Genomic DNA, 12,531 nt, shown 5'->3' with positions numbered 1-12,531 from the left:
TTTTGATTTATATATACGAATTGTATCTCCAGTTTTTACTTCGATAGGCCTTCCATCATATAAAACATAAGATAAAGTTTGATTTCTTAATTCAGTTATTTTTATTTCTACAATAGAATTGTCAGACAAAACAACACTTCTATTAAGTACAGTATGTGGTGCTATAGGTGTAATTGTAATTATATGTGCAGTGGGATCTACTATAGGTCCTCCACAAGATAAATTATATGCAGTAGAGCCAGTTGGTGTACATATAATTATCCCATCAGCAGTATATGAATTAATTAATTTATCATCTACAATAGTATCAAATCTTACAACACCAAATGTATTTTTTGAAATAGCAATATCATTCAAAGCTGGCGGTATTTGGATAATTTCACTATTTTCTTTAATTATTTCCCCATCTAACATCATACGGTCTTCTACATAATATTTATTATTTTTTATATCTTTCATAGCCTTTTCTATATCATTTGGATTTACATCGGTCAAATATCCTAATGTTCCACAGTTGATACCTATAATTGGCCTTCCTTCTGATAATCTAGATGATTCCAGGAATGTTCCATCACCACCAATAGAACAAATTATATCAGCTTTCAATGGATTATCGCAAATATTAATATTTAATTTGTTACAAGTTTTTTCAAACTTTTCTTTGGTAGAAATAGCCAATTCTTTATTTTCATCAGCGTTAATAAATATTTTCATATTATTTAATTTATAAAGAAAACTATTAATATTTAAAATTTTCTTAAAAGAATATTCATAGTATGAAATTTCGAATAAATGTTTAAATGATTTCAATATTATTAAGGTTTGTCATTAAAAAAAGTAATTATGGGGATTAAATATAATTTATTTAGTTAATTATCTTAAGTTTCTTCATTTTCTGTTGATTCTTCAATAAATTCATAATAATCTTGAGCTAATTTACTGATTTCTTCACCATTTTTTTGTTTTTCTTCATTTGTAATAGTGAAAAGATTTTCAATCATACGTTCTTCAGGTAACTCTTTTAGTATTTTAATTATTCCTTTGACAACTTCATCATATACTTTGGTTATTTGATCGATATCAGCTTCATAATCTTCAGCAATATTATCGGTTTCAACTGTTAGTAACAATACATTGTCAGTAAAATAATTTGGTGCAAAGAGATATGTTTTTTCATTAGAAGCATATTCAAAAAATACTTGTCTTTGAATCATATAACAATCAATCCAGTTAATCAATCTGTCTACTGGAATGTACCAGTTATAAGCAGTTTTAGTAGAAAAATCTTTTAAAGATAATAAATATTCCTTTGAATTACTTTTTTCTAAGAATTCAATAGTTTTTTCTATTTGTTCGTCATGTGTTTTTTGTTCTAGAACTGTACAATATTCAATGTTTTGTTCTAATACATCAATAGCATATTTTTTTAAGTTATCAATCCCATATGTTTCAAACATAAATAGTTCTTGTTCAGCAGATAATCTTTGAATAAGTAAACCATTTGCATTAGTTTTATATTTAAACATATGTTTTCTTAAGTTCTTTTTATATTCTTTATCAGTGTAATTTAATCCTTTTACATACTCTAATCGTTCAATAGCATGTTCTTTATCATGTAAATTAATATCATTCATAAAATAAACCCTAAATATTATCTTATTATATATATGTAATTTAAATAATAAAAAACTTTAATAAGCGTTATAAGACAAATAAAATATATAAACTGGGGAGTTGAAAAAAATGGTATGTGAAATTAATTATGAAGCTAAGGAAATGTCATTATCTGATTACATTAAGAATTTATGTGAATTTGAAAATGTTGAAGCACTTTTTGAATGTGTAAAAATGTTAAAATCAGAAAAGACTTTAGAAGAAATTCAATCATTGGATGATGAAGCAATGTTAAAATATTTTATGGATGCTGAAAAAAAGATATTAAAAAAATAAAAAAATGACGATTAAATATTATTAGTATTTATAACTTAGTTTTCTGTTAAAATTTCTTCAGAATTGTTTATATATTCATAATTTTCCTTAGATTCTAAATAATAAAAATTATAGGATATGATCTTTCTTGGATCTACTGTATATTGGTTTACTTTAGGAATTTTTACTGGAGCAAGTTTAATTGTTTTTTCATCTTCATAACCTATAAAGGAATAATAATGTTTTAAAATTGTATGATCATCTAAAATTACTTTTAATATAAACTGTCCATCAAAATCATCATCTATTAATTGATCTTCATCAAATTCTTCCAATAAAACAGGTTCATAGCCAATTTTCATATAATTATCTATTGTACCAAAAATTTCTTGAAATTCTACTCTAATGGAATAATTTACATCATCTTCTGTGTAATATAAGCAACTATCTTTAGGTAATTCGATAACTTCATCATTTAAATCTATAACTTCTACAAATTTTTCTTCATTTTTTTCTGCAATTAACAATTTGATCACCATAATTATATCCAAATTATATTTTGGATTAAAAATTATTATTTATTTTTATATTATTATTCCAATAAGTTTAATTTAAAATTCAAATAAACGGATATAATTGATTTTAAAAAAATTTATATTAAAATAATAACATATTTTTTGTTCTATATTTAATAATTGGAATAAATAATATATAAATATTTTTATAATAATATTCCAAAATAATTAAAAAAAATATATAAAAAATCAGAAATCCAAAGTTCTTCCACCTCTGGAATCATTAATATCTGACTGATTATCTTCTAAATTATTTTGATTATCTTTTGGATAGTTTTTTGGAGGTTGAGGTTTAACATTAACTTCATGATCATACTCCTTTCTATCATCCTGTGCAGTAGCAGCAACAGCCCTGATATTAGCCCATTCTCTTATAGATCTTATTTGTTCTGATTGAGTTACACTTAATGGGATAGTATTGTTAATAGAATTTTCAAAATCTTTCATAGTAATACATCTATCTTCAGCAAATGCATCAAACAAACCCATAATAACAATTTGTTCTAATTCAGCTCCACCAAAACCTTCTGTTAAACTTGCTAAATGAGTTAAAGTTTCATCATTAATTACAAAATCTCCAATTACAGTCGGATCTTTTAATCTTGATTGAAGATGGACTTTAAAAATTTGTTTTCGTTCATTAAATGTTGGTAAATCAATGAAAAATATTTCATCAAATCTTCCTTTTCTCATCATTTCTGAAGGAAGACTGCTAATATTATTTGCAGTTGCTACAACAAAAACCGGTTTGGTTTTTTCCTGCATCCAACTTAAAAATGTTCCGAAAATACGGTTACTTGTTCCACTGTCACCACTATTACCTAGTCCTGAAAAACCTTTTTCAATTTCATCAATCCATAAAATACAAGGTGCAATAGCTTCTGCTGTTTTTATAGCTTCTCTCATGTTGGATTCACTATTTCCAACATACATATTAAATACTTTTCCAACATCAAATCTTAATAATGGTAAATGCCACATTGATGAAATACTTTTTGCAATTAAACTTTTACCACATCCCGGAACTCCAGTTAATAATACACCTTTAGGTGATGGTAGTCCATATTTTTTTGCAGAAGATAACCAGGATTTGTCACGTTTTCTTAACCATTTTTTTAGATTTTCCAATCCACCCACATCATCTATATTAACTTCTGAGTCTATATATTCCAGTAAATCATTTTTTTTAATTACCTGACTTTTTTCTTTTAAAACCAAATCAACATCACTGGCATTTAAACAAGCATCATTTACCATTGCACGAGCAAAAGCATTTTCAGCTTCTTGAAGTGTTAAACCTATAGCTGCTTTAATTAAAGATTCTTTTTCTTTATCATTCAAATTAACATTAAGATTAGTACTGGAATTAGCTTCTATCATTCCATCCAAAACTTTTTCTATTTCTTCTGCTGATGGAAGTTCAAAATCCATTACTGTAATGTCCTTTTTAAGATCATCAGGTACCGTAAAAATAGGGGATATAAAAATCACATTCTTAGGTTCATAACTTTGTTTTAAATTGGGCATTAAATCTTTTAAACTTCTAATTATACTATAATCTATTACACCATTGGTTTTTTCACAAAAAACATGGAAATCCAATATAATGAATAAAGCAGGTCCGGAATAATTCTTAATAAAATTCAAAGCATCCATTTTTTCAATAGTATTCTCTTGAATTATTCCATCATCATTTCGAAATCCTTCTGATGATTTCCATACAAATACCTTTCTAACGGTATGAATAAGTTCCTGTGTAAAAACTATTCTTGTAAGTTCATTAGTTAATCTTTCTTCTTCATATGTAGAAATATGTATAAATGGAAATCTAGCCCTTAATAAATCACATAATTCTTTTTCAAAATTACTCATATTTATCCCCACTATAACTAATTTAACTTTGTAAATTTTAGTATATAAAATGATTTGGATATAGATTGGTGTTGTTTTTATAAGTGATTTTTTTGTTATGTTCTATTTTATATTTAATAATCATTTAATAATAGATATATTTCTTATTTCCTTATAATATTTTGAATTATCCATGTATTTGCTAATATGAAAGATTCAACTTTGTATTTAAGTTATATCTTATTAATTTTTAATTATTAATCTACATTTAAAAATAGTTTTTATTTAAAGATTTATGAAAAATGAATTTTTAAAATTGATTAAAAAAAAAATAAAAAAAGAAAATTTATTTGTATAGACTTTAGAATGACAATGATGTATATCTGTGTACAGTTGTAGATTTATACCAGTTTCTGATATTGTTAAAACTGTTTCTACTTGAAGTTGTATCACAGGAATACCATTTTCCATTCACATATACTTGTGCCCATACGTGACCTACTACTAGACCACTTGAAAACGTACAAGTTGCATGACAGTAACGTGCAGGTATATTTGAGGCTCTCATTAAAGCAATAAGTAAATGAGCTTGATCAACACAATTACCTGTTTTTCTGTTTAATGTTCCTACAGAACCATATCTTGTATTCATGTAAAATGTATATGATACTTTATCACGTACATAATTGAATATTTTTACTGCAGCTGTATAAGCACTCGTTGTACCTGATGTTAAAGATGCAGCTAGGCTTTTTATTTGACTGTTTGTAACAGCACAATTTTTTGTAGATTTAACGTAACTTTCATACCCATCAGGAACTTCAAATTTATTGGTTGATGTTTTACTGATTTTTGTAACGGTAAGGGTTGTAGTTTTTCTGGAAGAAAGATATTTACCCTGACCACCATAAACAAATGTAATATTATATTTTCCATTCCATGATGAAGGAATTAAGTATGTTAATTTAGCTACACCATTATTTACATTTACTGTCCCAACTGTTTTACCATTTAATTTGAAAACTGCTTTTCCACCACTAACTAGATTACCTGATGAATCAGTTACTTTTGCTGTTAGTACTGTTAATTTACCACTTATAACAGATGTTGTAGTGATTGTTATCTTAGTACTTACTTGTTTTACAATATTTAACGTAGTAGTTTGTGTTATTGAATTATAGTTTCCATAGCCACCATAAACTACTGTGATATTATATTTTCCATTCATATTGGATGGGATTGTATAAGTAAGCTTAGCAACACCTTTGGTTACATTAGCCACACCTATAGTTTTTCCATTGATTTTAAAAGCAACTTTTCCACCATTAACTAAATTACCATTTGAATTGGTAATTGTTGTTACGAAAGTTGTGGATTTTCCTGAAATAACTGAAGTCGTATTAATAGCAATTTTTGGATTTACTTTTCCTTTTATTTTAAGTGTACCGTTTGAAGTTGAACTTTGATAGTAATCATTCTTACCATATACTACTGTAATAATGTAATTTTGACTCTTCCAGTTATTTGGAATGGTAAATGTTAATTTTGATCCACCATTTGATACATTTGCAGTTCCCACAGTTTTTCCATTGATCTTAAAAGCAACTTTTCCTACTTTTGCATATTCTCCTTCGGAAGTCGTTATGACTGCTTTAAGAGTAATTTTATCTCCTTGTGTAGCTGTAATATCTTTTACAGTTACTTTAGTATTTGTGTTGGATTTAAGTTTTAATGTACTATTACTTGTTGAACGTGCATAATAACTGTTTCCAGTATATACCGCAGTTATAGTATAATTAATATTTGTCCAAGTTGATGGAATTGTATATGTTAATTTTGCTCCACCATTAGATACCGTAGCATTTCCTATTGTTTTACCGTTAATTTTATAGATAACTGTACCATTTTTTACATAAGATCCTTTATCTGATGTAATTAACGATTTAAATGTTACTTTGGAACCTTTGGTAGATGTTATGTTATATACTTTAATATTAGTACTTGACTGAGTTTTAGTCATTGTACTACTAGCAGTACTTGAACTACTTTTTACTGAATTATTGGTATTTGATGTGTTTACTTTAGATATTGATTTTGTATTACTTGAGTCTGAACTAGATTTAGTTGAAATAACTGAGTAATCACTATTTACTACTTGATTGTCAGTGCTTTGTAATTCATAAGTGTCATTGGATGTAGTATCAGTAGCTGCTACTGAACCTAAAATCATTACACTTGTAATGAATAATAGGATCAATCCAAAATAACCCTTAATTATAAAACCTCCTTATTTAGAATAATTTGGATATAATTTATTAGTCTAAAAAAAGTTGTTAATACTTTTTATTAACAACATGGTTAATTAATAAGTATGTTATAACATATAAAGTTTTTTGAAAAAAATATCAAAAAAATAGAATTTAAAGCTCTTTAATTGTTTTAAAGATGAATTAATTTTATTTATAAAAAAATAAGCATAATGATATATTTTTATAATAATATTCAAATGAATTGTGTTTATTATATTAATTATAAACTTTTTAGAACTTGTAGATATAAAAATAAATTATATTCGTTATTTCAATAAAATAACTTATAATTGAACTTTATTTATTAATTTAATAAAATTTTTTAATCTTTTTGAAAGTGAATTAAAAGAAGTATTACTAACAATATTAAAATTAAGAAAAGGAGAGGATTTTTTTTCTAATATTTATTTTTTTTTTTTTTTTTTTAAAAAAAAAAGTTAAAATTGTTTTAGTTAATCAATAATTTAATTTGAAAAAAAATTTTTTATTAAAATATTGATTGTAACAAAAGTTATTTAATTATTTTAATTCTTTGACCATCTTTTTAAAGGAGATAAAATTTTTCTTAGTTCAACTCTAGCTTCTTCTTCAGAAATATCTCTATCATCTATATACATAGGAATTAGATGTTCTATTTCTTCCTCTAAAGTTCTATCCTCTTTAAATTCACCATTTTCATAACAATATTTACAGTATTCGTTACTCAAACTGGCATCTTTATTTGTTCCTTTGTACTTGTCATAGAGAGGTATACTACATGATTGACATATATTCATAATTTCACATCTAAGTTTAATTATATATTTAATTTAAAATAACTAGTATTTATTTAATAGGTAATTTCATTATCTAACTATTTTATTAGATAATTTGATAAAATATAATATTAGGCAATATATTCATAAATTGGAGAGATAATTTTGGAAGATAATGAAAATATTGAAATATTGAGAGGAGATCCAAAGAAAGCTTTAATTAAACTAGCCGTTCCTATGATATTTGCATTATTATTAATCAGTTTAAATCATATTATTGATAGGATATGGGTAGCAGGATTAGGTACTGATCCATTAGCTGCTATTGGATTTGTTTCACCAATTTTTATGATTATAATAGGTATAGGAAATGGATTAGGTGCAGGATCTAACTCCTTAATAGCTCGTTATATCGGTGCAAAAGATCATAAAAAAGCAAGTAACAGTGCTTTACATTCCATACTAATTGTATCATTGGGGTCTTTATTAATACCATTAATATTAATACCATTTTATGATCAAATAATTTTCTATATGGGTGCAAGCAGTGTAATTAATTATGCTAGAGACTATGGAATAATTTTAATAATAGGTACCTTTGCTTTTTTATTTAATATTTTATTTTCAAGTCAATTAAGAGCAGAAGGTGATATGAAAAAAGCAACTTTTACAATGGCTGCAGTAGATATTTTAAATATTATCATGGATCCGATATTTATTTACACATTTAATCTTGGAATAAAAGGTGCTGCATTAGCAACTGTACTTTCATCTATTCTTCCAACAATAATAGCTGTTTATTGGTTATTTGTTAAGAAAAATACATTCTTGGATTATGGTATTGATAATTTCAGATATAACTTTGGCTATATTAAAGATATATTAACCGTTGGGATTCCAGCAAGTCTGGAACAATTAATAATATCTTTAGTAAATATTATTTTAAATTCCATGTTGGTAATTGTTGCAGGTACTAGTATTATTGCTGCTTTCAATATATCATTTACAATACTACAACTTGGTATGATGCCTTGTATAGCAATAGGAACAGCTGCAATTACAGTTGCGGGAGTAGCATATGGTGCAAAAGAATTTGATAAAGTAAAAACAACCTGTCATTATGGTATAAAAATAAGTATGATGATAGCAGGTATGATAACTGCTTTAATAATAATATTTGCACCACAGGTAGCATTATTATTCACTTATAGTCAATCTAATGCTGAGCTCTATCAACTTATAATAGATGTTTTAAGAGTAGTATCTGTATTTTTAATAGTTACACCAGTAGGTGGAATCTGTGCAATGACATTCCAGGGTATGGGAAAAGGAGTTATATCTTTAATATTAACTATTGTAAGAGAACTGATATTTGTAGTTGTACTTTCTTATATATTTGGAATAATCCTAAATTTAGGTGTAAATGGAGTATTAATTGGATTTATTATGGGGTTAACTGTTGGTTCTATAATATCTTTCATAATCTTTGAATTATTTATGAAAAAAATTAAAGAAGCAAATATGTTTCTTTCATAACCTTTTTTTATTTTTCAATTTCAAATTTAGGAAATTCAGTATTCTTAATACATTTCTTTATATTTTTATTTAATTTGGAAACAAATTCTTTAACTAAATATTCATATTCTTGATATTGTATTACTGTTATATTTGTATTTCCATGAACTAATAATGAAGAATGTCTCATTTCAATAATATCCATAAACAAATCCTGATTATTCCAATAAAATTTTCCCATTGGATCTTTCAAACCTTTAAGTATATACAATTGTTCCTTAAGTGATAAATGAATATTATTATAGGAATTAGTAAATTTTTTTAGATATTCAATGAAATGTTTGTTAATTTTTAATTCTTCTAATCTGTTTAGATTGATATTATCTGTTTCAATTTTATAAAATTTTTTTAATTTAAGTTGTGTTGCTAATTCCAATGCCCTATACAATTGGATAATAGCTTCATTGTATTTACCTTCTTCATTTCGTCTTTTTGCATTATTTATTAAATCAATAACCAATCTATATTCTTTATATTCGGAACATATTTTTTTTAAAGTTCTGAGATTCTCTAAATGTTTTTCATTGATTGGTTGAAATACTTCAGGTAGTCCTTGATAGTTATATTTAATTATATTGTCATATTCAAATAAGTCCCAATCTTTATAAAAATTAATAACAGCTATTAATTTTTTTTCTTCATTCTTTTTAAAATTCATTAATGAAATCATGTTAATCATTGAATCATAATCATGATTATTAAAGAGTATTCTAAATATCTTGATTAAATTGTTATTTGATTTTTCATTTTCCTCTTTTATTTTATTAAGATATCTATCTATGTACGTTTCTTTATCCATTTTTGAAAAGTTGTAAATGGTATTAATTAAATGATTTGAAATATTATTTTCTATTATTCTATTATTATGATACATATTTTTCACCTTTTTTAAATTAAATAATAATTATCATTATTTTTTTTATTATTATTTTCAAAAATATTCCACATTAAATATATAATAATTATTATATTAAAAATATAATTATTTATTTTATAATTATAGCTTCAATTATTATTTATATTGAATTAATTATTTATATTTTGGCATATATTTTAATTTTTATAATAAAATATTATTCCAATGGTAAAATATCTTTTTTCTTGATAGGATGGGAATATCAATAACTATATATAGTTAAATATCAAGATTATTAATTATCATGATTAATAATGACAAATATTGATGCTATATATAATTGGAGATTAAAAAAATGAAAGGACTTGCAAGAATCAAACAAGATGAATTAGGTTGGGTAGAAAAAGATGTTCCAAAAATTGGACCATATGATGCATTAGTTAAACCATTAGCTTTAGCTCCATGTACTTCTGATGTACATATTGTATGGGGTAATGCATATATGGGTAGTGAACCTAACAGAATAGTAGGTCACGAATCTACAGGTGAAGTAGTTGAAGTAGGTAGTATGGTAAAAGACTTTAAACCAGGAGACAGAGTAATAGTTCCTGCAATTACTCCTAATTGGAGTACAGTAAATTCACAAAAAGGATTTGGACAACACTGTTATGGTATGGGTAGCGGAATGTCTTTTGTATCTGCTAAAGATGGAACATTTGCAGAATACTATCATGTAAATGATGCTGATGGAAATTTAGCTTTATTACCGGATAATGTATCTTTAGAACAAGCAGTAATGATATCTGATATGATGACAACTGGATTTTATGGTGCAGAACTAGCTGAAATAAAACCGGGAGATACTGTAGCCGTATTTGGAATTGGGCCTGTTGGTTTAATGGGAGTGGCAGGTGCTCATTTCATGGGTGCATCTAGAATTTTAGCAGTAGGTAGTCGTCCAGCAGCAGTTAAAGTTGCTAAAGAATATGGAGCATCAGAAATCATAGATTATCATAATGGAAGTACTGTTGAACAAATAATGGATTTAACTGATAATGAAGGTGTAGATAAAGTTATAGTGGCTGGTGGAAATCAAAATACTTTAGGAGAAGGATTAACTGTTCTTAAATTTGGAGGAGTATTGGGAAATGTTCTTCACTATGATGGGGTAGAAACAATTCCAGTACCTGCATTAGGATGGGGAGCTGGTTTATCTGATAAAACCATCAGAGGAGGAGTATGTCCAGGTGGAAGAGCAAGAATGGAACAATTAGTAAAATTGATTCAATATGGCAGATTTGATTCAAGTAAATTAATCACTCATAAATTCAATAATTTTGAAGACATAGAAGAAGCTATGATAATTATGAGAGATAAACCTAAAGATTTAATTAAGCCTGCAGTTATTTTAGAATAGATTTCTATTCTAACATTTTTTTTATAACCTTACAATAAATATTAACTTTTTTTTGCATAGCATTCAAAAATGTATAGCCTAATTAATTATTAATGATATATTATTAAATAGGGGAATATTATGATAATTAATGTAGGTGGAAGAACAGATATTGTAAATTACTATACTCCTTGGTTAATAAATAGACTAAATGAAGAATATGTAATTACAAGAAATCCATATAATCATAATCAATTAACAAGATATGATTTATCTCCCAGTGAAGTAGATGCTATAATATTTTGTTCGAAAAATTATAAACCAATATTAGAACATATGCCTGTGATTGAAAAGAATTATTCCTTATTCTGCTATTATACTATTACAGCATATGATAAAACAATTGAACCTAAAGTACCGGATATAGATGAAAGTATTGAAACCTTAAAAGATTTATCTCATATCATTGGAAAAGAAAAAATATCCTGGAGATATGATCCTATTTTATTTACTGAAAAATATTCAATTGATGAACATTTTAAGTGTTTTGAATACATTACTTCTAAAGTACATAAACATATTTCATTTTCTGTTTTCAGCTTTGTAGATATGTATAATAAAGTTTTTAAAAATATGCCTGAGATTCTAGGATTTAAAGAAGATGAAAAACATCAAATATTAACTGGATTAATAAAAATAGCGAATAAATATAATATGCCATTACAAAGTTGTGCTGTTTCAAATGAATATGAAAAGTATGGTATAAGAAAATCAGGTTGTGTAACCAGTAAAATACTTGAAGATTCAAATAACATAACATTTAAAAAAATCAAACATAGGGGTATGCGAAATGGATGCACATGCCTTCCATGGCGAGACATAGGTGAATATGACACATGTTTAAATGGCTGTAAATACTGTTATGCTAATAAAAGACCTGATATAGCAGAGAAAAAATATAGAAAACATAATCCAAAATCTCCAATTTTAATTGGAAATGTTAATAAAATGGATAAAATCAACAATGCTAAACAAAGTTCTTTTCTTAAATTCGATTCTAAACAGCAAAGATTGATATAAGGGGTATAATGATGAACGATAATGATTTTTATAACAAACGATTATTAAGTAATGAAAACTATAAAATATTTTTACCAAATATTCCACATATAACAAAAGCCCATTTAAGTGGAGATGGATTTAATAATAGATTAATAAATTAAATTTTTAATGACTGCTATCCTGAAATATAGGAATCAATACATTATGAATCTTTCTTTATTAG

The 12,531-nt window shown here is 25.7% G+C and carries 12 protein-coding genes; 5 read left to right on the top strand and 7 right to left on the bottom strand.

Annotated features, from left to right (window positions below):
• Nucleotides 1-714, bottom strand: a 714-nt coding sequence (locus tag QZZ11_RS03165) for an NAD(+)/NADH kinase (RefSeq protein ID WP_292473547.1), incomplete at its 3' end; no start/stop codon positions are given.
• A 164-nt stretch (nt 715-878) separates the two neighbouring features.
• Complete coding sequence (locus tag QZZ11_RS03160; RefSeq protein ID WP_292473545.1) at nt 879-1,634, bottom strand: hypothetical protein; 756 nt, start codon at nt 1,632-1,634, stop codon at nt 879-881.
• A gap of 109 nt (nt 1,635-1,743) precedes the next feature.
• Here QZZ11_RS03160 and QZZ11_RS03155 point away from each other — a divergent pair, with 109 nt between their 5' ends.
• A complete protein-coding gene (locus tag QZZ11_RS03155) occupies nt 1,744-1,950 on the top strand; it encodes a hypothetical protein (RefSeq protein ID WP_292473543.1) in 207 nt (68 codons plus the stop codon).
• 35 nt (nt 1,951-1,985) lie between these two features.
• Here QZZ11_RS03155 and QZZ11_RS03150 read toward each other — a convergent pair whose 3' ends face one another.
• The 4 genes from QZZ11_RS03150 to QZZ11_RS03135 form a co-directional block, all read right to left on the bottom strand.
• A complete protein-coding gene (locus QZZ11_RS03150) occupies nt 1,986-2,468 on the bottom strand; it encodes a hypothetical protein (protein WP_292473541.1) in 483 nt (160 codons plus the stop codon).
• Between the two features lie 225 nt (nt 2,469-2,693).
• On the bottom strand, nt 2,694-4,376 hold the full coding sequence (locus QZZ11_RS03145) for an AAA family ATPase (RefSeq protein WP_292473539.1): 1,683 nt from the start codon (nt 4,374-4,376) through the stop codon (nt 2,694-2,696).
• 340 nt (nt 4,377-4,716) lie between these two features.
• Entirely contained in the window at nt 4,717-6,612 is a 1,896-nt protein-coding gene (locus tag QZZ11_RS03140) for an Ig-like domain repeat protein (RefSeq protein ID WP_292473537.1), read from the bottom strand.
• Between the two features lie 576 nt (nt 6,613-7,188).
• Nucleotides 7,189-7,440, bottom strand: coding sequence for a zinc ribbon domain-containing protein (locus tag QZZ11_RS03135; RefSeq protein ID WP_292473535.1), 252 nt, complete (start codon nt 7,438-7,440; stop codon nt 7,189-7,191).
• Nucleotides 7,441-7,584: 144 nt separating this feature from the next.
• Between QZZ11_RS03135 and QZZ11_RS03130 the strand changes: the two genes are divergently transcribed.
• On the top strand, nt 7,585-8,955 hold the full coding sequence (locus QZZ11_RS03130; protein ID WP_292473533.1) for an MATE family efflux transporter: 1,371 nt from the start codon (nt 7,585-7,587) through the stop codon (nt 8,953-8,955).
• A gap of 7 nt (nt 8,956-8,962) precedes the next feature.
• On the opposite strand, the gene QZZ11_RS03125 is transcribed toward QZZ11_RS03130, so the two are convergent.
• Nucleotides 8,963-9,868 (bottom strand): hypothetical protein, encoded by a 906-nt coding sequence (locus QZZ11_RS03125; protein WP_292473531.1) that lies wholly within the window; start codon nt 9,866-9,868, stop codon nt 8,963-8,965.
• Nucleotides 9,869-10,205: 337 nt separating this feature from the next.
• Between QZZ11_RS03125 and QZZ11_RS03120 the strand changes: the two genes are divergently transcribed.
• The 3 genes from QZZ11_RS03120 (at nt 10,206) to QZZ11_RS03110 (ending at nt 12,469) form a co-directional block, all read left to right on the top strand.
• A complete protein-coding gene (locus QZZ11_RS03120; protein WP_292473529.1) occupies nt 10,206-11,267 on the top strand; it encodes an NAD(P)-dependent alcohol dehydrogenase in 1,062 nt (353 codons plus the stop codon).
• Nucleotides 11,268-11,387: 120 nt separating this feature from the next.
• Complete coding sequence (locus QZZ11_RS03115) at nt 11,388-12,326, top strand: DUF1848 domain-containing protein (protein ID WP_292473527.1); 939 nt, start codon at nt 11,388-11,390, stop codon at nt 12,324-12,326.
• Nucleotides 12,327-12,337: 11 nt separating this feature from the next.
• Nucleotides 12,338-12,469: a hypothetical protein gene (locus QZZ11_RS03110; protein ID WP_292473525.1), complete on the top strand. Its 132-nt coding sequence runs from the start codon at nt 12,338-12,340 to the stop codon at nt 12,467-12,469.
• The last annotated feature ends 62 nt before the right edge of the window (nt 12,470-12,531 follow it).

It is taken from the genome of Methanosphaera sp. (assembly GCF_016282985.1).
GTDB lineage: Archaea > Methanobacteriota > Methanobacteria > Methanobacteriales > Methanobacteriaceae > Methanosphaera.
The sequence above is the reverse complement of the archived record's forward strand: the minus strand, read 5'-3'. Positions and strand labels throughout refer to the sequence as shown.

Excerpts from the sequence above, each read along its gene's own strand:
- QZZ11_RS03120 (WP_292473529.1), top strand. The coding sequence starts at position 10,206 with ATGAAAGGACTTGCAAGAATCAAACAAGATGAATTAGGTTGGGTAGAA.
- QZZ11_RS03135 (WP_292473535.1), bottom strand. The coding sequence starts at position 7,440 with ATGAATATATGTCAATCATGTAGTATACCTCTCTATGACAAGTACAAA.
- QZZ11_RS03150 (WP_292473541.1), bottom strand. The coding sequence starts at position 2,468 with ATGGTGATCAAATTGTTAATTGCAGAAAAAAATGAAGAAAAATTTGTA.
- QZZ11_RS03145 (WP_292473539.1), bottom strand. The coding sequence starts at position 4,376 with ATGAGTAATTTTGAAAAAGAATTATGTGATTTATTAAGGGCTAGATTT.
- QZZ11_RS03160 (WP_292473545.1), bottom strand. The coding sequence starts at position 1,634 with ATGAATGATATTAATTTACATGATAAAGAACATGCTATTGAACGATTA.
- QZZ11_RS03155 (WP_292473543.1), top strand. The coding sequence starts at position 1,744 with ATGGTATGTGAAATTAATTATGAAGCTAAGGAAATGTCATTATCTGAT.
- QZZ11_RS03125 (WP_292473531.1), bottom strand. The coding sequence starts at position 9,868 with ATGTATCATAATAATAGAATAATAGAAAATAATATTTCAAATCATTTA.
- QZZ11_RS03115 (WP_292473527.1), top strand. The coding sequence starts at position 11,388 with ATGATAATTAATGTAGGTGGAAGAACAGATATTGTAAATTACTATACT.
- QZZ11_RS03110 (WP_292473525.1), top strand. The coding sequence starts at position 12,338 with ATGAACGATAATGATTTTTATAACAAACGATTATTAAGTAATGAAAAC.